This window comes from Streptomyces spiramyceticus, from assembly GCF_028807635.1.
Lineage (GTDB): Bacteria > Actinomycetota > Actinomycetes > Streptomycetales > Streptomycetaceae > Streptomyces > Streptomyces spiramyceticus.
Genome location: NZ_JARBAX010000001.1, coordinates 2,442,742 through 2,465,350, shown reverse-complemented (window position 1 = coordinate 2,465,350; position 22,609 = coordinate 2,442,742). Strand labels below are relative to the sequence as shown.

Here is a 22,609-nt window from a genome sequence, read left to right as displayed (position 1 = left end):
GCACCGGCCAGACGAAGGGGCACCTGTGGACATCCCCACCGACCTCAGCACCGGCGAGCGCATCCGACTACTGCGAGAGTCCCGAGGCATGTCGCGCCCTGTCCTCGCGGGTCTGTGCGGTCGCGGCCCTGACTGGCTCAAGAAGATCGAGTCAGGCGATCGGCCGCTCCGCTCCCACGGCCTACTGATGCGACTGGCCGCAGCCCTTCAGGTCTCGGACTTGTCGATCATCACCGGCGGCTCCTCGCAGGTGACGCAGCCTGTGCCGCTCGGTCGGCTCAACCACCCTGCCATGCCCGGTATTTGGTCTGCCGTCATGGGCCGCAGTCTGTCGGCCAACCGTCCGGAGCCGATGGCCATCGCATCTCTCCAGGGACGCGTCGATCAGACCTGGAAGCTGTGGCACACGTCGAAGCACAACCGTACCGAGGTGGGAGCCCTTCTCCCGGACCTGATCCGCGACGCCGAGGCCGCCGCCCGCACGCTCGAAGGGGACGAACGCCGCGCCGCCCTGGTCACCCTCGCCGACGTCTACCGCCTCACCGGGCAAGCCACCGCATACGTGGCGCCGGCCGAACTCGCGTGGGTGGTTGCTGACCGGGCGCTGGCTGCAGCGCAGCAGGCGGACCAGCCCGCCGCCATTGCGGCCGCCGCCTGGAACATGGGCAACATCCTCCGCGAAACGGACTATCCCGAAGAGGCGCTCAGGGTGGTCATGGACGCGGCGGCCCTGATACGGCCACACCTCGACGGCGCTCCGAACGACTGGCGCGGTATCTACGGCGCCCTGCAGCTGCACGCCGCCGTCACCTGCGCCCGCGACGGCCGAGAGGGCGACGCTTGGCGGTACTGGGATGCGGGCGACCAGGTCGCGAAGTCCCTGCCGTCCGCGTACGTCCATCCCTCAACAGTCTTCGGCCGCGCCAACGTCGACTTCCACGCGATCTCGGTGGCAACGGATCTGCGCGCGTCCGGCAAAGCACTGGCTCTCGCTGACGATCTCGACCCGGACATCATGCCGTCGACAGAGCGCCGCGCCCGGCTGTGGGTTGAGGTCGCCCGCGGTCATCTTCAGCGCGGTGACTGCACCGCTGCTCTGCATGTAATGGAGATCGCTCACAAGATCGGCGAGGAAACCGTGGCCTACACCCCGTCGGCGAGGACGGTGGCGGCCGAGCTTTGGCGGACAGCTCCTCGCGCGCTGCGCCCTGCGGCCGACCAACTGGCCGAGAAGGTCGGCATCAGAGCCGCCGTGTAGGGGGTCCGTTGGGGGCAGGGGGACAGGCTGTCCCCCTGCTCAGGCGGATACGGCTCTACGGTGACGGCCCATCAAAGTCCGCCGATCGGGGGCCGTATGACCGTCCAAGCCTGGCACGCATCCCCGCGCCGAGCCGCAACCGCGACAAGTGACAGCGGAACGGGCGAGGTTCGGCTACCGCTTGCTCTATTTCGCCTCGACCAGCCGCAGGGTGACGTCGACCTTGTCCTCTCCCTCGTCGAAGCTCGCGGTCTGCACGCGACGTTGACGCGATTGCTCGACAGTCTTCCGAGCGCCATCACCCTCGGGGCCACCTCACGCCTCCTGGGGGGCCGACCGTGAGCACGGAAGGGGTGAGAACGCGTGCCGCCGACTGGCTTGCTTGCACACTGCCCTCGCCGGAGGAAGCTCAGTTGGAGTGGGACACGGGCGCCCCCGCGATGCTTCGGGTGGGCGGCCTGTTCGACGCCGTGCGCATTCCTTCCGAGGTGGTGCGCGCCGCAGCACGTAGCAACGACTGGGCGGTGATCGATGGATTCCTCGGAGAGGTCCTCGACGGCCCGGTTATCCATGATCCGCACCGCTGGTTCTACGCACTGGTGCCGCCAAGGACTACAGAGGCGTGGCGCTCGCCCTTCGCCAGGTGCCTAGGGGGTGGGGCGTGGCTCGGCGTACCGCGTACAGACCGCACCACGCTGGAGACGAGCGACCCGTATTGGTCGGTCCCCCTGAAGAGCGCCGGCGATCTGTGCTCACCTCATGCCGTGTCCGAGCTGATCGACCTTGGCCACCGGCGACTCGTCGAGGGGGCGCGGTGACCGTCAAGGCGATCATTCGAGCCGCGGACTGGACCCTCGGCGCTGATACGGAGGACGGAGCACCGCAGCAGCCGTTGCACGACGTGGAGTGCACGACGTGCGGGGAGAGCCCGGCTTGTGTTGTCGGCTCGCGGCTGCCGGCTGAGATCTGGGCACTCAAGCACACCGGCCTAAATCCAGGGCATCGCGGCTATCGGGCCGTGCAGACGTCGTTCTGGCGTGTCACCCCGGCTCTCGACAATCCGATCGGCGAGGCAGGCCGCAGTCCTGCGAGCTGAGCCACCTGACTCCTGCCTCGGCTGCCACGCCCTGGATAGGTCGACGGACGAGGCAGGCCTCTTCACCCATCACATCGAACCGGGAGAGTCACATGTCCGATGACGGTAAGCACGCTGGCCCGCCCTCCGACAAACCATGGACCCCACCGCCCCCTCCGCCGTCCCCTGACGGACCGCCGCCCAAGGTCACCAGCCAGGCGGGGGACTGACGGTGGGCAGCACCGTGCAGGTGCACCCACAGCACGCCGCGCTCGTCGAGTTACTGGCCAAGCAGGGCCTCTTGTCCGAGCGTTGGCGCGAGGTCTGGGAGCGAGTCCCTCGCCACCGCTTCATCCCACCGACGGTCTGGCGCCAGGAGCCGGAGCGGTGCGAGCCGGTCAGCACGGAGGCTGAGTGGTGGCAGCTCGTCTACAGCAACGAGCCGGTGGTGACCCAGATCGACGACGGGGCGGCCGACGGTCCCGGGGTGGCCACGTCCTCCAACAGCCACCCCGGGATGGTCGCCACCATGCTTCAGCACCTGAATGTGGAGGACGGCACCAAGGTGCTGGCGATCGGCACCGCTACCGGTTACGTCGCGGCGCTTCTCTCCGAGCGCCTGGGCGACGAGCACGTCTTCAGCCTGGAGATCGACCCGCCTCTGGCTCACCAGGCGAAGGACAACCTGGCGGCCCTGGGCTATGCGCCCACGGTGGTGGTGGCCGACGGCGAGCACGGCTATGCGGACGAAGCGCCGTACGACCGGCTCATCTCCACGTGCGCACTGCGCCGCGTACCGCATGAGTTGGTGCGGCAGGTGAAACCGGGCGGCGTTCTGGTCGCGCCTACGACAGGGGAGTTCTGGAGCGGCGCGATCGTCCAGCTGTCGATCCAGGAGGGAGGCATCGCGTCAGGCCCATTCCGGGGCGGTGTGTCGTACATGCCGATGAGATCTCACCGAGCCCCCGCACGCCCACCGCTGGCCGAAGGACCGGGCCGCCGCAGTGACACCAACATTGACCCTCGGCTCCTGCTCACCGTCGGCTTCTCCATCTACGCGGGCGCTCGGGTGCCCGGCGTCTCGATGGTCCACGCCGAAGAGGACGGCACGATCACCGTGTGGCTGATGGACCAGGCAGGTTCGGGCGCCTGTGCCGAGGCCGGCGAGGCGTGGCAGTACGGCGAGCGAGACCTGTGGTGGGACATCGAGACGGCGTACCAGGATTACGTGGGTCTCGGCTCGCCGACCGCTGACGCATTCGGACTGACCGTCAGTCCGCGCGGTCAGGAAGTGTGGCTTACCCACCCAGGACGGGTGATTGAACTGAGACGAGTGATCCCCTCCGCGTAACGGAGTCGTCCGCCGGGCGGCCGCTCGACGGCGAGAAGGATGAGAGCGGTCGCCCGCCCCATCGGCGGGCGACCGCTGATGCGCACCGGCTCCGTCGCCGCATTCGGCGCTGTTACGGCGGCTTGGATATGCGGCTGCCGGATGGTGACCATCGGCAGGGTGGCCGCCGCGGCGGCCATCACGGTGACGCTGCACTATTTGCGCGCTGAATGGGTCCGCAGCGGCGCGCCGTCGAAGGTCTCGGACTGCCATTGGGCTAGGGCCCCCGACAGATCGTGCGACTGAACAAGTTGGCCGGTGGACGACGTCTGCGGCGGGCCGAAATGGACTGCACCGTCCCCCTGACGAAGGAGCCACCAATGGACCGCGAGGATGCCACCATGGGCTGATCACTCCAGAAGTGTCAGTCTGGAGCATCGGGAAGGGGCGGGTAGAGGAACAAAGCGCCGCAGGCCCCTACCTCAGCCCCCTCACTCCTCCCCGCGTGCCTTTATAACCACCTTGTTGAGCCCCCACAGACCGATGCCGATCAGCAGCAGCACGCCCGCCCGGATGTAGACGTCCGCCGGGCGGTCCGCCAGCGGGCTGGCCAGGATGATCGCGGTGATCGCGCCCAGCACGGGCAGGACCGTCGGCGTACGGAAATGTTCGTGCTCGACCCGGTCCTTGCGCAGGACCAGCACGGCGACGTTCACCACGGCGAAGACGCACAGCAGCAGGAACGCCGTGGTGTCGCCCAGACCCTCGATCTCGCCCGTGGACACCAGGCCGACGGCGAGCAGCGAGACGAAGACGATGCCGACGACCGGTGTACGCCGCCTGGCCAGGACCCGGCCCATGCCGCGCGGCAGGATGCGTTCGTTCGCCATGCCGTAGCAGAGGCGCGAGGCCATCATGATGTTGATCAGCGCGGAGTTGGTCACGGCGAACAGCGCGATCAGCGCGAAGAGTCTGGGCGGGAAGTCGACACCGCCCGCCTTCACCACTTCGAGGAGCGGGCCGCTGGATTTCTCCAGCACCGTGTAGTCGACGAGCAGCGACGAGATGAGCGCGACCAGGACGTAGATGGTGCCGGTGACCGCCACCCCGATGAAGATCGCCTTCGGGAAGGTGCGGTGCGGATCCTTCGTCTCCTCCGCCATGTTGACGGAGTCCTCGAAGCCGACGAAGGCGAAGAAGCCGAGTGCGGTGGCGCCGAGCACGCTGGTGAGCAGCGCGTAACCGGTGCCGCTGGCCTCGAACTCGCCGAGCCGCGAAGGCTCTCCGCCGCCCGTCATCACGGCGTACGCGCCGATCACGAGGATCACTGTCAGGCCGGTCAGTTCGACGAGCGTCAGCACCACGTTCGTCTTCACCGACTCGGAGACGCCGCGCAGATTGAGCGCGGCGAGCGCCAGGATGAACAGGATCGCGATGAGCGTCGGCGGCACGGCGTCCGTGAATTCCGCCAGATAGTCGCCGCTGAAGGCGCGGGCGGCGGCGCTCGCGGACGAGAGGCCCGAGCACATCACCATGAAGGCGACGATGAAGGTGAAGAACGGGACCTTGAAGGCCTTTTGGGTGTAGAGCGCGGCGCCGGCCGCCTTCGGATACTTGCCGACGAGTTCGACGTACGACGCCGCCGTCAGGATCGCCACGACGAAGCCGATCGCGAACGGCAGCCACAGCGCGCCGCCCACCTTCCCCGCGACTTTGCCGGTGGTGGCGTAGATGCCGGTGCCCAGGATGTCGCCGATCACGAACAGGATCAGCAGCTTGGGACCGAGGGCGCGTTTGAGGGGTGTCTCGTCGTCTGGTGGTGCTGATGCCGGTGGTGGTGTAGCGGCGGATGTGGACAAGTGGACCTCCCCGGGTGGGTTGGGCAGGTTCTTCCCCACGTGGCTCGGGTGATGCGTGGCCGACTACGGGTTCAGCAGCGCGTCGGCGTGCGCGCCCCCCGACTCGGCGACGATCTCGTCGAGGCTCTGCGGCGGTCGTACGACGCTGAAGCGCGTCCCCTCGCGGGTGGTCGTGAAGCCGTAAAGGCCGGGTCTGGCAAGGCTGTTGTACGCGTAGTGCGCGGCCATGAAGTACGCGCCGGTGTCCAGCACCGCAGCGTAGTCGCCCTGTTCGAGGAGCGGCAGCGAGCGGTTCTCGGCGAGCAGGTCGCCCGCGAAGCACGCCGGTCCCGCGACGTCCTGCGCGACGGCCGGGCCCGGCTTGGGGTGGCCCTTCGCGTCGTACGCCGCGATGCGCAGCGGCCAGGATTCGGGCGCGTACACGGCGCGGGTGGCGATCTGGACACCCGCATGGGTGACGGCGATGGAGCGGGCCCCCGAGGTCTTCGCGTACTCGACACGGGCGAGGACCGTGCCGTGCTTGGCGAGCAGGGAGCGGCCGAATTCGGTGACCAGGCCGTAGCGCCCGTCGAACAGGCCGGGCACCTGCTGCTTGAGGAGGCGGGCGTAATCGGCGTACGTCGGGGTCTCGGCGTCGGAGGTGAATTCGACCGGCAGGCCGCCGCCGATGTCTACGGTGTCGACCTGCTGCCGGCCGGCCGCCGCGTTGATCTCCTCGGCGAGGTCGTAGGCCGCCGACACGCCCTGGGCCATCAGCTCCAGGGAGAGGCCCTGCGACCCGGAATGGGTGTGGACCCGGGTCAGCCAGGGCCGTTCGAGGTAGGTCCGTACGACCCAGTCGCGGGTGCCGGGGTCGCGGAGCGCCACGCCGAATTTGGAGGTGGCGGTGGCGGTGGAGAGCGCGCCGATGGAGCCGCCGCCGATCTGCGGGTTCACGCGCAGGCCGATGGGGGAGAGGGAGGCGGGGCCCGATGCGATCAGGGAGTCGATACGGGCCAGTTCCTGGGCGTTGTCGGCGTTGACCGCGATGCCCAGTGCCAGTGCCTGGCGCAGCTCGGCGGTGGTCTTGGCGGGGGAGTCGAGGACGGTGCGGTCCGGGGGGACGCCGGCGGCCTGGGCCAGGGCGAGCTCGCCGGGGCTCGCGACTTCGGCGCCGATGGCCTCGTGCTCGTACAGCAGCCTGAGGACGGGCACGAGTGGCGTCGCCTTGACGGCGAAGGCGTGCAGGACGGGGGTGCCGGTGGGGGTGACCTCGGCGAACGCCGCGCGCAGGGCGGCGGCGGACGCGCGGATGCCGGTGATGTCGAAGAGGCCGACGATGGGGTGGTCGAGGCCGACGACTCCCTGTTCGACGGCGGCGCGTACGGCCTGCTCTCGGCGGGCGGGGCCGCTGATGTCCGAAGGCATGTGTCTCAGCCAATCACCCGGTGTGATCCGGCGCAGAGCGCTCCGACGTATTGACTAGTTCTATTCATCTGGACAGGATGTGAATAGACGATGCAACACTCGTGATCGAGGAGGCACACCATGTCAGGACCCCGACCCGTACGGGCGCCGCGCGGTACGGAGCTGAGCGCCCTGGGATGGCAGCAGGAAGCCGCCCTGCGCATGCTCCAGAACAACCTCGACCCCGAGGTCGCCGAGCACCCCGACAAGCTCGTGGTCTACGGCGGCACGGGCAAGGCGGCGCGCGACTGGCGTTCCTTCGACGCGATGGTGCGCACGCTGAAGACCCTGAAGCAGGACGAGACGATGCTCGTCCAGTCCGGGCGTCCGGTCGGCGTGATGCAGACGCACGAATGGGCCCCGCGGGTCCTGATCGCCAACTCCAACCTGGTCGGCGACTGGGCGAACTGGGAGGAGTTCCGGCGCCTGGAGGCGCTGGGCCTGACCATGTACGGCCAGATGACGGCCGGGTCGTGGATCTACATCGGTACGCAGGGAATCCTGCAGGGCACGTACGAGACCTTCGCGGCGGTCGCGGCCAAGCTGCATTCAATTGGTAAAGGGGTCGGCGGCAGCCTCGCGGGCACGATCACCCTGACCGCCGGTCTCGGCGGCATGGGCGGCGCCCAGCCGCTCGCCGTGACGATGAACGACGGCGTCGCGATCTGCATCGACGTCGACCCGCGCGCGATCGAGCGCCGCATCGAGCACCGCTACCTGGACGTGAAGGCGAACAGCCTGGAGCACGCGCTCCAGCTGGCGGTGGAGGCGCGTGACGCCCGCAAGCCGCTCTCGATCGGCCTGCTGGGCAACGCGGCGGACCTGCTGCCGCGGATGCTGGCCGAGGGCGCCCCGATCGACATCGTGACCGACCAGACCTCGGCGCACGACCCGCTGGCGTACCTGCCGCTCGGTGTCGACTTCGACGACATGGCGTCGTACGCCGCCGAGAAGCCGGCCGACTTCACGCTGCGCGCGAGGGAGTCGATGGCGCGTCACGTGGAGGCGATGGTCGGCTTCATGGACGCGGGGGCCGAGGTCTTCGACTACGGAAACTCGATCCGCGGCGAGGCGCAACTGGCGGGCTATTCACGGGCGTTCGACTTCCCCGGCTTCGTGCCGGCGTACATCCGGCCGCTCTTCTGCGAGGGCAAGGGCCCGTTCCGCTGGGCGGCGCTGTCCGGCGAGGCGTCCGACATCCACAAGACGGACAAGGCGCTCCTGGACCTCTTCCCGGAGAACGAATCCCTGCACCGCTGGATCAAGATGGCCGGCGAGCGCGTCCACTTCCAGGGCCTGCCCGCGCGCATCTGCTGGCTCGGCCAGGGCGAGCGCGACAAGGCCGGTGCGCTCTTCAACGACATGGTCGCCGACGGCACCCTCGCCGCCCCGCTGGCCATCGGCCGCGACCACCTGGACTGCGGCTCGGTGGCCTCCCCGTACCGCGAGACGGAGGCCATGCTCGACGGCTCCGACGCGATCGCCGACTGGCCGCTGCTCAACGCCATGGTGAACGTCGCGTCCGGCGCGTCCTGGGTCTCGATCCACCACGGCGGCGGCGTAGGCATGGGCCGCTCGATCCACGCGGGCCAGGTCTCGGTCGCGGACGGCACGAAGCTTGCGGGCGAGAAGATCCGCCGCGTACTGACGAACGACCCGGGCATGGGCGTAATCCGCCACGTGGACGCGGGCTACGACATCGCGGAAAACACGGCGGACGCGCAGGGCGTACGCATCCCGATGCGGGAGGGCGAGTGACTCCGAACCACCCTGTTGTGGGCAGTCGTTCCGCTGGGGCGGAACGGGTGGGCACAACGGTGCCCGCACGTCCCACGGGGCCCGGGGTGCCCCCGGTTTCGGGAAGGGGTGGGGCTGGGGGATCTTCCACCTCGTTCCACGAAATGTGGGCGGAGCTGCGCCCAATCGGCCGCAACGCCACCTCCAACGGCTACCGCCGCTACGCCTGGACGGAGGCCGACAAAGACTGCCGCACCTGGTTCCGCGCCCAGGCCGAATCCCGAGGCCTGACCTACGAGGTAGACCGCAACGGCAACCAGTGGGCCTGGCAGGGCGACCCCCTCGCAGGCGACGCGGTAGTCACCGGCTCCCACCTCGACTCCGTCCCCGACGGCGGCGCCTTCGACGGCCCCCTGGGCGTCGTATCGTCCTTCGCCGCCCTCGACGAACTCCGCCGCAGGGGAGCGGAGTTCACCAAGCCCCTCGCCATCACCAACTTCGGCGACGAGGAGGGCGCACGCTTCGGCCTGGCCTGTGTGGGCTCCCGCCTCGCAGCCGGGCAGCTCACGCCCGAAAAGGCCCACGAGCTCCGCGACGCGGACGGAATCAGCCTCCCCCAGGCCATGGAGGCCGCGGGCTACGACGCGTCCACCATCGGCCCGGACCCGGAGCGCCTCTCCCGTATCGGCGCGTTCATCGAGCTGCACGTGGAACAGGGCCGAGCCCTGGCCGTGTCTGACAGCGGCTCCGCCGCGGGCACCGACCACCCCGTCGGCATCGCATCCGCCATCTGGCCCCACGGCCGCTGGCGGTTCGACTTCCACGGCGAGGCCAACCACGCGGGCACCACCCGCCTGGAGGACCGCCGTGACCCGATGCTGACGTACGCCGAGACGGTCATCGCCGCCCGCCGCGAGGCGCAGCTCACCGGCGCCCTGGCCACCTTCGGCAAGGTCTCCGTCGAGCCGAACGGGGTCAACGCCATCCCCTCCCTGGTCCGGGGCTGGCTCGACTCCCGCGCCGCTGACCAGGCAACTCTCGACCAGGTGATCGCGGCCATCGAACAGGCGGCAAAGGCAGAAGCCGCCCGGGCGGGCATCGACCTGCGCATCACGCGTGAGTCGTTCACCCCGGTGGTCGAATTCGAACACGCCCTGCGCGACGAGCTCGCGCGCATCCTCGGCCGCGACATCCCCGTTCTGGGCACCGGCGCGGGACACGATGCGGGTATTTTGTCCGCTTCAGTCCCGACCGCCATGCTGTTCGTACGGAACCCCACGGGCATCTCGCACTCCCCGGCCGAGTACGCCGCCGAGGACGACTGCGTCGCAGGGGTCATCGCACTCGCCGACGTACTGGAGGGGCTCGCGTGCACGTGACCTACTGGCTGGAACACGCCTGGCTCGACCCCTTTGTCGAGCCGGGCGTGGCCCTGGACCTCACGGACGGCCGGATCACGGCCGTCCGCAAGGACGTTCCCGCGCCGCCGCCCGGCGCGACGGTCCTGCGGGGCCTGACGATCCCGGGTCTGGCCAACGCCCACTCGCACGCCTTCCACCGGGCACTGCGCTCCACCGTCCAGGTCGGCTCCGGGACCTTCTGGACCTGGCGCGAGGTGATGTACCGCGTGGCGTGCCGCCTCACCCCGGAGTCGTACTTCGAGCTCGCCCGTGCCGTGTACGCCGAGATGGCGCTGGCCGGGATCACGGCGGTGGGCGAGTTCCACTACCTGCACCACGGCAGCGGCGGTACGCCGTACGCCGAGCCGAACGCGATGGGGGAGGCGCTGATCGCGGCGGCCGGTGAGGCGGGCATCCGCATCACGCTCCTCGACACGGCGTACCTTTCGTCGGGCTTCGGTGTGGCGCCCAACCGCCACCAGCAGCGTTTCTCGGACGGCACCGCCGAGGGGTGGGCCGAGCGGGCCTCGCTGCTCAAGGAGAGCGACCACGTCAGGATCGGCGCGGCGATCCACTCGGTACGCGCCGTACCCGCCGACCAGCTCTCGACGGTCGCGTCCTGGGCGCAGTCCAGGGAAGCCCCGCTGCACGTCCACCTCTCGGAGCAGACGGCCGAGAACGACGCCTGCCTGGTGGCTCACGGCCTGACCCCCACCCGTCTGCTGGCGGACCACGGGGTGCTGGGCCCGCGTACGACAGGTGTCCACAACACGCACCTGTCGGACGAGGACATCGCGCTGCTGGGCTCCACCTCCACGGGCACGTGCATGTGCCCCACGACGGAACGCGACCTGGCGGACGGCATCGGCCCGGCGACGCGCCTGCAGAAGGCGGGCTCCAAGCTGTCCCTGGGCAGCGACAGCCATGCGGTGATCGACCTCCTCGAAGAGGCGAGGGCGATGGAACTGAACGAACGCCTGCGCTCGCGCACCCGGGGCCACTGGACGGCTGCGGCCCTGATCCGCGCGGCCTCCGCCGACGGATACGCGGCGCTGGGCTGGCACGACGCGGGCACGATCGAGCCGGGGGCGCTGGCGGACCTGACGACGATCGCCCTGGACACGGTGAGGACGGCGGGCCCGCTGCCACGGCTGGGCGCGGAGACGGCGGTGTTCGCGGCGTCGGCGGCGGACGTACGGCACACGGTGGTGGGCGGCCGGCACGTGGTGCGGGACGGGGCGCACACGATGATCGACTCGGTCCCGGCGGCCCTGGCAAAGGCGATCGCAGCAGTGCACGGATGACCTTGCGCGCGGCGGGGAGGAACACACCCCCGGCGCTGCGCGCCAGGCCTTGCCCGACCCGGCCCACCCACGGGGGGAGGGCCGCGGAAGTTCACGACTCCGGCGGCCAACCGCCCACCAATGGCCCCCACAGGCCCGACGCGGCCACCGGCTGCCGGGCGAACCCCACAGCTGTGGGGCCCGCGCCCCTATGGCCCCGGGGCCCAGAGGCTGCGGGCGCTGCGCCCGTCGGCCGCTGGCCACACCGGGTGGGTGCTGCGTTCATCCGCCCTTGGGCGTCAGAGGTCCCGTGCCGACCTCGCCGCCCCAGGGCGTGGGCACGCCCGTCGGCCCCCAGGCCGTCGGAAGTGGGGGCACCCGCCCCGCTTATGGCATGGGCGCCGCGCCCGTGCGCATCCTCCGGGGCCCGCGGCCTCGCCCCAGGGTCGGGAAGGGGCAGGCAGGGGACAGCCGCCCCGCGCAGCGGATCCCCCCATCGCCCGACACCGCGCACGGCGCCGGCCGCCCAGTATCAATCGTCAGGACAGGAGACGCACCATGACCACCCGCACCACCCTCGTCACCAACATCCGCACCCTCGTCACCAACGACCCCGCCCTCGGCGACACCCCCCTCGGCCTCCTCCAGGACGCCGCCGTCGTCATGGACGGCGACCGCATCGCCTGGGTCGGCCCCGCCGCGGGTGCCCCCGCCGCCGACGACGTGTACGACGCACAGGGTCGCGCCGCCATCCCCGGCTTCGTCGATTCGCACTCGCACCTCGTCTTCGCGGGCGACCGCACCGAGGAGTTCAACGCCCGTATGTCGGGCCGCGCCTACTCCGCCGGCGGCATCCGTACCACCGTCGCCGCCACCCGCGCCGCCACCGACGCGGAGCTGAGCGCCAACGTCGCCAAGTACCTGGCCGAGGCCCTCAGCCAGGGCACGACCACCCTCGAAACCAAGTCCGGGTACGGGCTGACCGTCGAGGACGAGGCCCGCGCCTTGCGCATCGCGGCGCAGCACACCGACGAGGTCACCTACCTCGGCGCCCACATCGTCCCGCCCGACTACGCCGACGACCCGGCGGCGTACGTCGCCCTGGTCACCGGCGAGATGCTCGACGCCTGCGCCCCGTACGCCCGCTGGGTGGATGTCTTCTGCGAGAAGGGAGCCTTCGACGGCGACCAGGCCCGCGCCATCCTCACCGCCGGCCAGGCCAAGGGCCTGACCCCCCGGGTCCACGCCAACCAGCTCAGCTACGGCCCCGGCGTCCAGCTCGCGGTCGAGCTCGACGCCGCCTCCGCCGACCACTGCACACACCTCACCGACGCGGACGTCGACGCCCTCGCGAACGGCAGTACGGTCGCCACCCTCCTCCCCGGAGCGGAGTTCTCCACCCGAGCCGCCTGGCCCGACGCCCGCCGCCTCATCGACGCGGGCGCGACCGTCGCACTGTCCACCGACTGCAACCCGGGCTCGTCCTTCACCAGCTCCATGCCGTTCTGCATTGCACTGGCGGTACGCGACATGGGGATGACCCCGGACGAGGCCCTCTGGTCGGCCACAGCGGGCGGTGCCCAGGCCCTGCGCCGTACCGACGTCGGCCGCGTCGCCCCCGGCGCCCGCGCCGACCTGGCGCTGCTCGACGCCCCGAGCCATGTCCACCTCGCCTACCGCCCGGGCGTACCCCTGGTGACCGCGGTCTGGCAGCACGGCGCCCGCAAGCCCTAGGGCACAAGAGCACTGGGCGACGCGGAACGGGGTAGGCGAGCCATGAAAGAGGGCCTGCCCCGGATATCGCCCGGGGCAGGCCCTCATTCAGCGTTCGGTATTCCGCATACCGCACGCGTGCCTATTCCACGACCGTCAGGCCCTTCCGCAGCTTGTTCAGCGTGCGCGAGAGCAGTCGTGACACATGCATCTGCGAGATGCCCAGCTCCTCGCCGATCTCCGACTGCGTCATATTCGCGACAAAGCGCAGCGAGAGGATCTTGCGATCGCGCGAAGGCAGTTCGGCGATCAAGGGCTTCAGCGATTCGACGTACTCGATGCCTTCGAGGCCATGGTCCTCGTAGCCGATACGGTCGGCCAGCGCACCCTCCGAGTCGTCCTCCTCGGGCTGGGCGTCCAGCGAGCTCGCGGTGTACGCGTTGCTCGCGGCCATGCCCTCCACGACCTCGTCATTGGTGAGGTCGAGGCGCTTCGCCAGCTCGCCCACGGTGGGGGCGCGGTCGAGCTGCTGGGCGAGTTCGTCACCGGCCTTGGCGAGGTCGAGACGCAGTTCCTGGAGGCGCCGCGGGACGCGGACCGACCAGGAGGTGTCGCGGAAGAAGCGCTTGATCTCGCCGACAATGGTCGGCATCGCGAAGGTCGGGAATTCGACGCCCCTGCTGAGCTCGAAGCGGTCGATCGCCTTGATCAGGCCGATCGTTCCGACCTGGATGATGTCCTCCATCGGTTCGCTGCGGGAGCGGAACCGGGAAGCGGCGAACTTGACCAGGGCCAAGTTCAGTTCGACGAGTGTGTTGCGTACGTACGCATGCTCGTGCGTTCCCTCTTCGAGGGATTCGAGGCGCCCAAAGAGCGTCTTCGACAGGGCCCTGGCATCCAGCGGCCCCACCTCGTCGTACGGCGGGATCTCGGGGAGCCCTTCGAGCCCCTCGATTCCGGTCTCGATCTGCTCGGGCGGGGTTGTCGACGGCGCGGGCGGCTGCACAGGGAGCGGCGTTCGCGATTCGTCGAGCCGGGGTGACATGGTCTCCTCCATCGTTCTCGGCATATGGCTGCCGATGCCGATACATGTGCGTGCGGTGTGCGGCGCCTCCAAAGCCGGTCGTGTTGGTTGTGTCCCTACTAGGCCTACCCGCTCTTACCCAGGACTTGCAAGTCCCATATGTCCGTATTGGTAGGGGTTGTGTGGTACTTCGAGTACCGGTCGGCGTGCAGAAGGCGTAGGGTTCTGGCACGTCAATGACAGTCACGACTGCGAAGAGAGACGAGACGGGCATGGAGCGCGGGACGGTCGGCAGCGCGAACCGGGGTCGACTCCGGGTCGCAGTTCGGACCGAGGGCCGGAGCGAAATCGTCACACCGGCGGGTGAGCTTGATCACCACACCGCCGAATTGCTGCGTGAGCCTCTGGAGAGTGCGCTCGAGGCCGGGCGTACGCGCCTGGTCATCGACTGCTCGTCACTCGAGTTCTGTGATTCGACCGGGCTGAATGTGCTGCTCGGCGCCCGCCTCAAGGCCGAAGCGGCCGGGGGAGGAGTCCATCTGGCCGGCATGCAGCCGGTAGTGGCCAGGGTCTTCGAAATTACCGGGGCAGAGGCCGTCTTCACCGTGCATGAATCGCTCGAAGCCGCGATGGAAGACTGACTTCCGGCCGGTTGAGTAATCCGTGTCACGTCGTCCGTACCGAAAAAGTGGGTGTTCTCACCGTTCGGTCGGGCAGGAGGACTCTGACTCCGTCTACCCCTGGGGGCCCCGAAGGCCCCCATGTCCTTGCAGCGATGAATTGATGAATTGGCGAATCGGTGAGGTGAAGCGCTGATGAGCACCACCCGGCAGCCTCGGCCGGGCGACCTCGGCCCAGAGTCGGCGAGCCACGGCTCTGCCTCAGCCGTGTCCGCCGCCGGTCAGGTGCGTTCCCTGGCACTGGGCAGTGCCAGCGGCATTGTGCCGCTCGCCCGAGACTTCACCCGCCAGGCGCTGTACGAGTGGGGCTGGCTCCCCGCCGAGACGGCCGAGCGGCGTGCCGCTGCCGAGGATGTCCTGCTGGTTGTCTCCGAACTGGTCACCAACGCCTGCCTGCACGCCGAAGGGCCGGAGGAACTGCGCGTCACGTGCGACGGCAAGGTGCTGCGGCTCGAAGTCATCGACCGCGGCGCCGGTCAGCCTGCGCCCCGTACGCCGCACCGGGCCGGACGGCCCGGCGGGCACGGGATGTTCATAGTGCAGCGGCTGTGCCTGGACTGGGGTGTCGTACGGGAGCCGGAGGCCACGGGCAAGACGGTCTGGGCGGAACTCGCCGCTCCCATTTAGCCCCGCCGACTCCGAACCCCAGTTCCCGCACGGGGTTACCGGCGGTTCGCAATCATCGGAAGTGCACGCCGATCCGGCGTGCACTTTGTCTTCCCTCGGCAAGGCCCCAGGCGTACCTTGACGCCCAATCTGATGTGTCGTCAGTAACTTCCGGCATAAGGGGAACACGAGGTGTCGTACCAGAAGCGGACAACTCTCGCGCTGGCGGCAGCGGTTGCGGGCTCGGCGGTGCTGCTGGGCGCCCCCGCGGCCCATGCCGACGTCGTCGACGTCAACTACCAGTGCAAGACGCCGATCGGGAACAAGGGAGCCGTCTCCCCGATCGACATCAAGGGCGTCAAGAGCGGCAGCGGCTACAAGCTCACCATGTCCTTCCAGAAGGGCGTCTCGTCCAGCCCCGTGGAGCTGGGCAAGGGAGCGATGAAGCCGAGCGCGGTCATCAAGCTGGGCGGCGCGGAGAGCGGCACAGTGCAGGTGTCGGGCCCACCGAACCCTGCTGCCGTCCCGGCCAACACCCCCATCAAAATAACCGACTTGACCGGTACGTACACGCCCAGGAAGACCGGAAAGGTCACCTTCACGGCGTCCGTGCTGACCATCAAGGCTCTGGGTACGACCACCACCTGCACCCCCTCCAACAGCCCCGAGCCGTCACTGGAACTGGACGTCAAGGGCTCGGGCGGCACCTCGCAGGACGCGCCCGGCGAGCTGCCGAAGACCGGACCCCTCGACTCCGCCCTGGCACTCGGCACGCTCGGCGGCACCGTGCTGCTGGCCGGGGCGGCAGGTGCGCTGTGGCTGACCCGGCGCGGACAGCGGCCCACGGGCTGAGCCGCCCCGGCCGTACGCCCGTAAGCCGCCGTACTCGGGAGCCGCCCATGCCGTCGCCGCACTGTGCCGTCCGCCTCCTCACCGCCGCACTGCTGTGCGCCGCCGTCCTGGCCACCCCTGCCCATGCCGCGGCGGAGGGGTGGAAGGTGGCTCCGAGCGGTGACGGCAGGCCGTACTTCTACCTGGAGGGCGCGGCCGGCACCGTACTGGAGGACAAGCTGTCGCTGACCAACTCCAGCAGCAAGCCCCGCACCCTCAAACTCCGAGGCGCGCACAACACCCGGACCGGAGCGTGGATCGCACTCGCGGCGGACGAGGTGAAGATCCCGCCCCGCACCCGGGCGGAGGTCCCCTTCACGGTCACCGTGCCGCAGAGCGCGACGCCCGGCGACCACCCGGGCACGATCGTCGCGTCGGGCGGAGGCCGCGAGGCCGGCGTACGAGTCCATCTGCGCGTCAGCGGCCCGAGGCTGGCGGCGCTCACGGTGGAGGACATCACGATCAGCGAGCAAACCATCCACTACGCACTAGTGAACCGGGGCAACACCGCACTCACCCCGAGCCTCACCGTCCACGCCGACGGCCTCTTCGGCGAGGTACTGCACCGCAAGGCCCGCACCCTCCGGCTGAATCTGCTCCCCGGCCGGCGCGTAGAGCTCACGGAATCCTGGCCGGACGCCCCGGCGCTGGACTCGGTGGACGTACGCCTGACCGCGACCGCCCCGGGCGCCGCACCCGCCGCGTCGACAGCCTCCGCAACCTTCGTCCCCTGGACCCCGGTAACTCTTACGGCGCTGCTGGCAGGCGCCGCAGCAGTGCGTTTCGTACGCCGCAGCCCCGCATACCCGACCACCGAAACGGCAACCCCCGAACGGCACTTGGCGAAGGCAGGAGCAGCAACGTGACCGCCGGCAACCCCGCCCCCGAGAACGACGAGCCCCACGCCGCCAGGCAAGCGGGGTTGCGGGAGGGGACGTGCAGGGGCGCTCCCCGCAGGGTGTCGAACACAGAGTGGGCGGCGTACAAAAGCACCCCCCCGCCCGTTCGGCACCCGAGGAGACGCCCCGGAACGGCACCGACCCCGAAGGCACCGCACCCCCGCGCGGCATCCAAAAAAGGCCGCCCCGGAACGGCACCGACCCCGGCGCCACCGCACCGCACCCCCGCCGAATGGCTGGCAGCGCTGACCCTCGCCCTGGCCCTGAGCCTTACCCCACTCCCCACAGCAACAGCAGCCGACCCAGAACCCCAAGTAACCCTCTCCAAAACGGAGGCGGGCAAGGGCGGCGACATCACGGTCAAAGGCAACGGCTGGCGCCCCAAAGCCCTCCTCATGATGCTGATCTGCGGCCAGGCCACCCCGGCCGGCGGCGTAATCGGCGGCACCAACGCCTGCGCAAACTCGGACGGCCGCGCAGTGACCACCGACGCGAAGGGCGCCTTCAGCAAGAAGATGCCGGTGGCCGAACCGCCCAAGGCGTGCCCCTGCGTAGTGCATGTCGCGACGGTCACCGGCGAACAAGCCACCGTGGACGCCGTATTCGACGTGGCGGGCCACCCCGTAGAACCGCTGCCGCAGCCCGGCGCCGGCGGCAGACTGGCCGTACTCGCGGCCGCCAGGCTCGACGGATCCGGCTCGGTCCTCACCTGGTTCGGCGCCCCGCCGACCCGCGAACTCGTCGTCACCGTAGGCAATCTCGGCTCCGACCCGGTCAAGGACCCGGTCTTCGAAGTCGGCACCTCGCACGGCGTCTACTCCCCGCAGTGGGAGGAACGTCAGTGGCGCGGCACCATCCAGCCCGGAAAGAAGGCGCAGGTCAAGCTGGACGTCCAGCTGCCGGCCGGTGCGCACGGCGACTACCTCGTGTCGCTCAAGTACGGGCAGAAGGTGCTGGCCGAGCAGCCGTGGGGCGTGGGGCGCCCCTGGGGCGTCACGCTCTTCTGGGTTCTGCTGTGCGTGGTCGTACCGGCGGCGGTGTTCCGCATCGGCATGGCGATCGTCGACAAGGTACGGCCGCGTACGCCGAACCGCGCAGCGGGCCGCCACCGTACGGCGCCCCGCGCTCAAGCGGCCACGTCACCACCGCCCACAGACACCACGGCCCTGCCGTGGTTTACCCCGGACAACGCACCGGGTCCGCACGCCCAGATCTCCGCACCGTCCGATAACAGTCCGACGACGAAGGGAAATCCGTGACCACGCAACGGAGGATGAGCGCGGCAGGGGTCGCGCTGATGCTCGGCGGCGCGGGAATCCTGCTCGCGGCGAGCCCCGCGCAAGCAGCCGAAGTCTCGTACAAGACCGAGTGCATACCCCCGCCCATCTCCGGCCTGCCACCCGTCCAGGGCACCACGAAGGTGCAGATCACCGCACCGGCGGAGGCCAAAGTCGGCGACGAGGTAGAAGTCGTGTGGAAAACCGTCGAGGCGGCGTCCAAGAACCCCGACGTCATCGACCTGGAAAAGGACACCGTCAAGCCGACCGGCACGATCAAGGTGGCCGGCGCGACGACCGCGGACCTGAAGATGGAGGGCCCGCGACAGAACCCGCCCATCCCCAAGAACAGCCCCATGATCCTGCCCGACATGAAGGGCAAGCTGAAGCTGGAGAAGGCGGGCGAGATCACGCTGACGCCCGACGCGTACAACATCAACGTCAGCAAGCCGATGTCGACGGACACGAAGTGCACGCCGAAGGAGACGGTCAAGGCGGCCGCCACGATCAAGGTCTCGGAGGGCGGCGGCACCTCGGGCGGCACCACCTCAGGAGGCACTACCTCCTCCGGAGGCACCACCTCGGGCGGCACCACGACCTCCGGCGGCACGACCACCGCAGGAGGGACCACATCCGGCGGCGGTGACGGTGGCCAGACCGACTTCCCCGGCAAGGAGGTCACCGTCGCATTCGAGTGCAAGTCGCCGGGCCCGGCGAGCATCAACTCCAAGGTGACGATCAACGCCAAGAAGAACGGCGGCAGTTACGACCTGGTGGTCAAGACGGCCAAGGGAGTGATGGACAGCCCGGCCGCACTCCCCGCAGGCGCACTCAAGCCCTCGATGGCACTGCTGCTCGGCGGCGCGGACAAGGGCGTTGTCCCTGTAGTGGGCCCGGCCAACAAGGACCCGCTGGAGCAGGGCAAGCCGGTGAACCTGCCGGACATGACAGGGACGTACAAGCCCGGTGCGAGCGGCAAGTCCACGCTCAGCCCCGGGACGCTCACGATCGACGTCACCCTGGGCGGCCAGAAGATCAGCATCCCGTGCACGGTCAAGGGCAAGGCCGAGGTGTCCCTTGAGCTCGACACCTCCGCCCAGCCGGGCGGCGCGTCGGGCGGCGGCTCAGCAAGCGGTTCGGCGGGCGGCAGCGCCGCGACCGGAGGCGGTGGCACCGACTCCGGCGGCGGCCTCGCCGACACCGGCGCCACCGACAACGGCGGCCTGCGAGCCCTCGGCCTGGTCGCGGGCACGGTGATCCTGCTGGGCGGCGCGGTATTCACGTTCACCCCGTGGGGGCGGTTGCGGCGCTGACTGACACGGAACGGGCCGGGACGAACCGGCGGCGATCTTCCGGCCCGCCTTCGGTTGTCTCGGTCATCCGTTAGCACAGTCCTTGGCGTAGGACAGGTAGCCGTGCTCGACTCCCCGACACGTAAACCCCGCCTTGATGAGGACGCGGCCGGAGGCGGGGTTGTCGGGGTGGTGCTTGGCGGTGAGCGTGTCGAGGCCGACGACGGAGAAGGCGAAAGCCACCATCTCCCGTACGGCGTCCGTGCCGTAGCCGCGCTCCCAGCAGTCTTCCCGCAGGATATAGCTCAGGCAGCCTTCCCCGTGCGGGTAGCGGCGGATGGAGGTCAGTCCGACCAGGTCGTCTCCGGAGGTGATGCCCCAGTACCAGCATGCGTGGGGTACGACGTCGGCGTAGGAGAGGACGCGGGTCAGCCACTCCAGCGCGGATTCCGGACGAGGCTGCCTCGCCGGGATGAACCGCATGGACGCACCGCTCCGGATACGTCCGACGGCTCCGGCGTCGTCCATCGTCAGATGGCGCAGCCCGATCATGCCGCCACCTTCGAAATCAGATCGGCGAGTTCGCCGGCCGTAGGCCGGTCCCGGTTCCCCGCGAGAAGGACGGGGCGAAGGACGCCTTGCAGCTCGGGCCAGGGTGTGGCTTCGTCGAGTGGGGCCCGGCGGTTGGCGATGAGGACCCGGAGCTCGGCCGTGGTAAGCGTCCCCGGGGTGGCTCCGGCTGCGGCGTAGTCGAGTGGCCAGCGGCCGGTGATACAGGTCCACAGCGCACCGGCGAGGGCGTACACATCTGCGGAGACGTCTGGGATGACCGGCTCTCCATCGTTGATGCATGTGGCGAGTTCCGGCGCGGTCAGGTGGATCATGGTCCCCTCGAATCCTGGGGGCCGTTGCTTGCCGACGGGCCAGGCCCATGCGAAGTCAATGAGGCGGACTCCATCGATGGCGTGGATGCCGTGGGTGGGTTGGAGATCGGAGTGGACCCAACCGGAGGCATGGAATTCGGCCACGGTCCGGCACAGGTCGATGGCGGCAGTGAGCGGCAGTTGGTGTGGGATGCCGCCGAATACGTCGCGGCCGTCGTCGACCGCCACGGCGAGCGCGTCGGCCAGGTCCGGAGTGTCGCGCAGGAACCTGGGGTCGCGTTTACGTACTGCGGGCCGTACCGGGAGGAACGAGACGGGCGTGGTGGGGATGCTCTGCCCATCGCGGTTGAACTCTTCCTCCCCGGCGTGGAACTTCCCGAACATGACGCCTACCGGCCCGTACAGGTTCTTCAGCGCCCAATGAGGCCATGCGGTGAGGTGGCTGTGGAGTGCGCCGCCCAGGATGACGACGTTCTCGCACACGAGCGCGCCGTGGGGCCGTTGTGCCAAAGGACGTATCCACTCGGCGGCCTGGACTCCGGCCCAGAACAACTCCGCTTCGACCGCGTCCGTCTCGCCAGCGGCTTCGTAGACGGTCCAGCCGGTCAGCCCGCGTGCCAGGGAGGGGGCCAGGTAGGGGCAGTGGGCCGTCATGCGCTGAACGTAGTCGGCGATGTCTACGCACTGTGGATTCGTGGTCCGGGTCTCAACGAGGCGGAGCGCCCCAGCGGTAAGCCGGGACGCTCCGTCAGTTCGTGGGTGTGTCACCGCGCGGCGGCCTTCTCCTGTGTCGGCGCCGCGTCGCCGTCGCCCGGGGCCGGGGAGCAGTTCCATTCGGCGACGACCTCGCCGGTCTCCCGGTAGTGGGTGAATCCGGTCTCGTCGAGGGTGCCGTCCTCGCGTGTGAACCAGATCTCCGGCAGGGCGCCATACATCTCTTCGTACGTGGTGATCCAGGTGACGGAGCCAGCGCCGCAGTTGCTGGCGTGGCCGAAGGCCTGTCCGCCGTGGCGACTGCTGAACTCGGTGTACTCGGGTGTCTCCATCAGCCGGTGCCATTCGGCGTCGATCGCGGGGGAGAACATCTCGGGTGCGCCGTGGCCTACGGCGAAGCAGCGGGCGCTGACCGTGAAGAACCGGCCCAGCTCGACTTTCTCCAGCGTTTCGGTGCTCATGGTGGTGCTCCTCTCGTTGACTGCGAGCGGTGTGTGGACCCTGGCCCGTGCCGACTGCCTGGGAAGGTGCGGGCCGGGGAGTCTCAGGTGTCGGAGTGGTCCTCGGCGAAGTGGCGGCGCAGGCGGACGTTGGCGTCGCTGGTGGCGGAGCCGTCGCCGGTGGCCTGGGCCTGGCGGCGGAGTTGGCACAGGTGGGCGCAGGTGGCGCAGCCCGGTTTCGGTTCCGGTACGGCCAGTGGCCACGCGGGCGAGGTCATGACGCCTCCGCCGGTGGGCGGGCGCTTGCCATGCGGGCCGTGGTGTCGGTGGCCTTGGCGAGCAGGCGCAGCGCGTGGGCGGGGTCAGGTTCGGTGAGGGCTCCGGTGGTCGCGATCCGTATGGCCTGGCGGATCACGGCCTGGTACCGGTCGGCGTCCTCCACCTGAAGTGCAGCCCATGCTCGCGCGGGTTCGGCCAGTGCGTGGATGTAGCCGCACAGCCGCCTGCGGAGCGCGGAGACGAGTTCCCCGTGGGCACGTCCGTGTCCGGCCAGGGCGAGGGCCACAGCGACGTCGGCGCGGACATCGTGGGGGTTGGGCAGGGTCGACGTCGTGGGCGTGATCACCGGTACGCCTCCTTTGATTGGGTGGTGGCAGCCCCGCCCCACCAGGAGGACGGCGAGGCTGGGCGCCGGTCACGGGGGCCGCTTCCAGACCGGGCCTGCGGGGCGGTCCTTGGCGACGTGTATCCATTCAACGAGCGGTGCCGGGGTGACAGTCAGGAAGAAGTGCGCGCGGCCTG

22 protein-coding genes are annotated in these 22,609 nt (G+C 69.7%); 14 read left to right on the top strand and 8 right to left on the bottom strand.

Annotated features, from left to right (window positions below; all coding sequences use genetic code 11):
• Nucleotides 1-25: 25 nt before the first annotated feature.
• The 4 genes from PXH83_RS11025 (at nt 26) to PXH83_RS11010 (ending at nt 3,684) form a co-directional block, all read left to right on the top strand.
• Complete coding sequence (locus PXH83_RS11025) at nt 26-1,258, top strand: helix-turn-helix domain-containing protein (protein ID WP_274559315.1); 1,233 nt, start codon at nt 26-28, stop codon at nt 1,256-1,258.
• A gap of 413 nt (nt 1,259-1,671) precedes the next feature.
• Nucleotides 1,672-2,076, top strand: coding sequence for a hypothetical protein (locus PXH83_RS11020; protein ID WP_274559314.1), 405 nt, complete (start codon nt 1,672-1,674; stop codon nt 2,074-2,076).
• On the top strand, nt 2,073-2,354 hold the full coding sequence (locus tag PXH83_RS11015) for a DUF7848 domain-containing protein (RefSeq protein WP_274559312.1): 282 nt from the start codon (nt 2,073-2,075) through the stop codon (nt 2,352-2,354). The genes PXH83_RS11020 and PXH83_RS11015 overlap by 4 nt, the downstream gene beginning before the upstream one ends.
• A gap of 211 nt (nt 2,355-2,565) precedes the next feature.
• Nucleotides 2,566-3,684 (top strand): methyltransferase domain-containing protein, encoded by a 1,119-nt coding sequence (locus PXH83_RS11010; RefSeq protein WP_274559310.1) that lies wholly within the window; start codon nt 2,566-2,568, stop codon nt 3,682-3,684.
• Between the two features lie 470 nt (nt 3,685-4,154).
• Here PXH83_RS11010 and PXH83_RS11005 read toward each other — a convergent pair whose 3' ends face one another.
• Both PXH83_RS11005 and PXH83_RS11000 read right to left on the bottom strand, forming a co-directional pair.
• Nucleotides 4,155-5,522, bottom strand: coding sequence for an APC family permease (locus PXH83_RS11005; RefSeq protein ID WP_274559308.1), 1,368 nt, complete (start codon nt 5,520-5,522; stop codon nt 4,155-4,157).
• A gap of 63 nt (nt 5,523-5,585) precedes the next feature.
• Nucleotides 5,586-6,929, bottom strand: coding sequence for a type III PLP-dependent enzyme domain-containing protein (locus tag PXH83_RS11000; protein WP_274559306.1), 1,344 nt, complete (start codon nt 6,927-6,929; stop codon nt 5,586-5,588).
• A 120-nt stretch (nt 6,930-7,049) separates the two neighbouring features.
• Here PXH83_RS11000 and hutU point away from each other — a divergent pair, with 120 nt between their 5' ends.
• The 4 genes from hutU to hutI all read left to right on the top strand — a co-directional run bounded on the left by hutU (nt 7,050) and on the right by hutI (nt 13,122).
• Entirely contained in the window at nt 7,050-8,726 is a 1,677-nt protein-coding gene (gene hutU, locus PXH83_RS10995; protein ID WP_274559304.1) for a urocanate hydratase, read from the top strand.
• Nucleotides 8,727-8,869: 143 nt separating this feature from the next.
• Nucleotides 8,870-10,084, top strand: coding sequence for an allantoate amidohydrolase (locus PXH83_RS10990; protein ID WP_274559302.1), 1,215 nt, complete (start codon nt 8,870-8,872; stop codon nt 10,082-10,084).
• Nucleotides 10,075-11,409: a formimidoylglutamate deiminase gene (locus PXH83_RS10985; RefSeq protein ID WP_274559300.1), complete on the top strand. Its 1,335-nt coding sequence runs from the start codon at nt 10,075-10,077 to the stop codon at nt 11,407-11,409. Before PXH83_RS10990 ends, PXH83_RS10985 begins: the two co-directional genes overlap by 10 nt.
• A gap of 537 nt (nt 11,410-11,946) precedes the next feature.
• Nucleotides 11,947-13,122 carry an imidazolonepropionase gene (hutI, locus tag PXH83_RS10980; protein ID WP_274559298.1) on the top strand — a complete coding sequence of 392 codons (1,176 nt, stop codon included), beginning with the start codon at nt 11,947-11,949 and terminating at the stop codon, nt 13,120-13,122.
• A 121-nt stretch (nt 13,123-13,243) separates the two neighbouring features.
• On the opposite strand, the gene PXH83_RS10975 is transcribed toward hutI, so the two are convergent.
• A complete protein-coding gene (locus PXH83_RS10975) occupies nt 13,244-14,146 on the bottom strand; it encodes an RNA polymerase sigma factor SigF (protein WP_274567647.1) in 903 nt (300 codons plus the stop codon).
• A 251-nt stretch (nt 14,147-14,397) separates the two neighbouring features.
• Here PXH83_RS10975 and PXH83_RS10970 point away from each other — a divergent pair, with 251 nt between their 5' ends.
• From PXH83_RS10970 to PXH83_RS10945, 6 genes are all read left to right on the top strand, one after another.
• Nucleotides 14,398-14,766: an STAS domain-containing protein gene (locus PXH83_RS10970; RefSeq protein WP_214921626.1), complete on the top strand. Its 369-nt coding sequence runs from the start codon at nt 14,398-14,400 to the stop codon at nt 14,764-14,766.
• A gap of 174 nt (nt 14,767-14,940) precedes the next feature.
• The gene (locus tag PXH83_RS10965; protein WP_274559290.1) at nt 14,941-15,432 is read left to right on the top strand and encodes an ATP-binding protein; all 492 of its coding nucleotides are present in this window, start codon (nt 14,941-14,943) and stop codon (nt 15,430-15,432) included.
• Nucleotides 15,433-15,603: 171 nt separating this feature from the next.
• Nucleotides 15,604-16,263, top strand: a complete 660-nt coding sequence (locus PXH83_RS10960; protein WP_274559288.1) for a peptidase — start codon at nt 15,604-15,606, stop codon at nt 16,261-16,263.
• 47 nt (nt 16,264-16,310) lie between these two features.
• Entirely contained in the window at nt 16,311-17,168 is an 858-nt protein-coding gene (locus tag PXH83_RS10955) for a COG1470 family protein (protein WP_274559286.1), read from the top strand.
• Between the two features lie 269 nt (nt 17,169-17,437).
• Nucleotides 17,438-18,460 carry a hypothetical protein gene (locus PXH83_RS10950; RefSeq protein ID WP_274562773.1) on the top strand — a complete coding sequence of 341 codons (1,023 nt, stop codon included), beginning with the start codon at nt 17,438-17,440 and terminating at the stop codon, nt 18,458-18,460.
• Nucleotides 18,461-18,474: 14 nt separating this feature from the next.
• Nucleotides 18,475-19,791 carry a hypothetical protein gene (locus PXH83_RS10945; RefSeq protein ID WP_274559283.1) on the top strand — a complete coding sequence of 439 codons (1,317 nt, stop codon included), beginning with the start codon at nt 18,475-18,477 and terminating at the stop codon, nt 19,789-19,791.
• 63 nt (nt 19,792-19,854) lie between these two features.
• On the opposite strand, the gene PXH83_RS10940 is transcribed toward PXH83_RS10945, so the two are convergent.
• From PXH83_RS10940 to PXH83_RS10920, 5 genes are all read right to left on the bottom strand, one after another.
• The gene (locus PXH83_RS10940) at nt 19,855-20,322 is read right to left on the bottom strand and encodes a GNAT family N-acetyltransferase (RefSeq protein WP_274559281.1); all 468 of its coding nucleotides are present in this window, start codon (nt 20,320-20,322) and stop codon (nt 19,855-19,857) included.
• The gene (locus tag PXH83_RS10935; RefSeq protein ID WP_274559280.1) at nt 20,319-21,308 is read right to left on the bottom strand and encodes a serine/threonine-protein kinase; all 990 of its coding nucleotides are present in this window, start codon (nt 21,306-21,308) and stop codon (nt 20,319-20,321) included. The genes PXH83_RS10940 and PXH83_RS10935 overlap by 4 nt, the downstream gene beginning before the upstream one ends.
• 110 nt (nt 21,309-21,418) lie before the next feature.
• The gene (locus tag PXH83_RS10930; RefSeq protein ID WP_274559278.1) at nt 21,419-21,829 is read right to left on the bottom strand and encodes a hypothetical protein; all 411 of its coding nucleotides are present in this window, start codon (nt 21,827-21,829) and stop codon (nt 21,419-21,421) included.
• A gap of 83 nt (nt 21,830-21,912) precedes the next feature.
• Nucleotides 21,913-22,086 (bottom strand): hypothetical protein, encoded by a 174-nt coding sequence (locus PXH83_RS10925; protein ID WP_274559276.1) that lies wholly within the window; start codon nt 22,084-22,086, stop codon nt 21,913-21,915.
• The gene (locus PXH83_RS10920; RefSeq protein WP_274559274.1) at nt 22,083-22,433 is read right to left on the bottom strand and encodes a hypothetical protein; all 351 of its coding nucleotides are present in this window, start codon (nt 22,431-22,433) and stop codon (nt 22,083-22,085) included. The genes PXH83_RS10925 and PXH83_RS10920 overlap by 4 nt, the downstream gene beginning before the upstream one ends.
• Nucleotides 22,434-22,609: the final 176 nt, after the last annotated feature.

Excerpts from the sequence above, each read along its gene's own strand:
- PXH83_RS11000 (WP_274559306.1), bottom strand. The coding sequence starts at position 6,929 with ATGCCTTCGGACATCAGCGGCCCCGCCCGCCGAGAGCAGGCCGTACGC.
- hutU (WP_274559304.1), top strand. The coding sequence starts at position 7,050 with ATGTCAGGACCCCGACCCGTACGGGCGCCGCGCGGTACGGAGCTGAGC.
- PXH83_RS10990 (WP_274559302.1), top strand. The coding sequence starts at position 8,870 with ATGTGGGCGGAGCTGCGCCCAATCGGCCGCAACGCCACCTCCAACGGC.
- hutI (WP_274559298.1), top strand. The coding sequence starts at position 11,947 with ATGACCACCCGCACCACCCTCGTCACCAACATCCGCACCCTCGTCACC.
- PXH83_RS10975 (WP_274567647.1), bottom strand. The coding sequence starts at position 14,146 with ATGTCACCCCGGCTCGACGAATCGCGAACGCCGCTCCCTGTGCAGCCG.
- PXH83_RS10970 (WP_214921626.1), top strand. The coding sequence starts at position 14,398 with ATGGAGCGCGGGACGGTCGGCAGCGCGAACCGGGGTCGACTCCGGGTC.
- PXH83_RS10965 (WP_274559290.1), top strand. The coding sequence starts at position 14,941 with ATGAGCACCACCCGGCAGCCTCGGCCGGGCGACCTCGGCCCAGAGTCG.
- PXH83_RS10955 (WP_274559286.1), top strand. The coding sequence starts at position 16,311 with ATGCCGTCGCCGCACTGTGCCGTCCGCCTCCTCACCGCCGCACTGCTG.
- PXH83_RS10945 (WP_274559283.1), top strand. The coding sequence starts at position 18,475 with ATGAGCGCGGCAGGGGTCGCGCTGATGCTCGGCGGCGCGGGAATCCTG.
- PXH83_RS10940 (WP_274559281.1), bottom strand. The coding sequence starts at position 20,322 with ATGATCGGGCTGCGCCATCTGACGATGGACGACGCCGGAGCCGTCGGA.
- PXH83_RS10935 (WP_274559280.1), bottom strand. The coding sequence starts at position 21,308 with ATGACGGCCCACTGCCCCTACCTGGCCCCCTCCCTGGCACGCGGGCTG.
- PXH83_RS10930 (WP_274559278.1), bottom strand. The coding sequence starts at position 21,829 with ATGAGCACCGAAACGCTGGAGAAAGTCGAGCTGGGCCGGTTCTTCACG.
- PXH83_RS10925 (WP_274559276.1), bottom strand. The coding sequence starts at position 22,086 with ATGACCTCGCCCGCGTGGCCACTGGCCGTACCGGAACCGAAACCGGGC.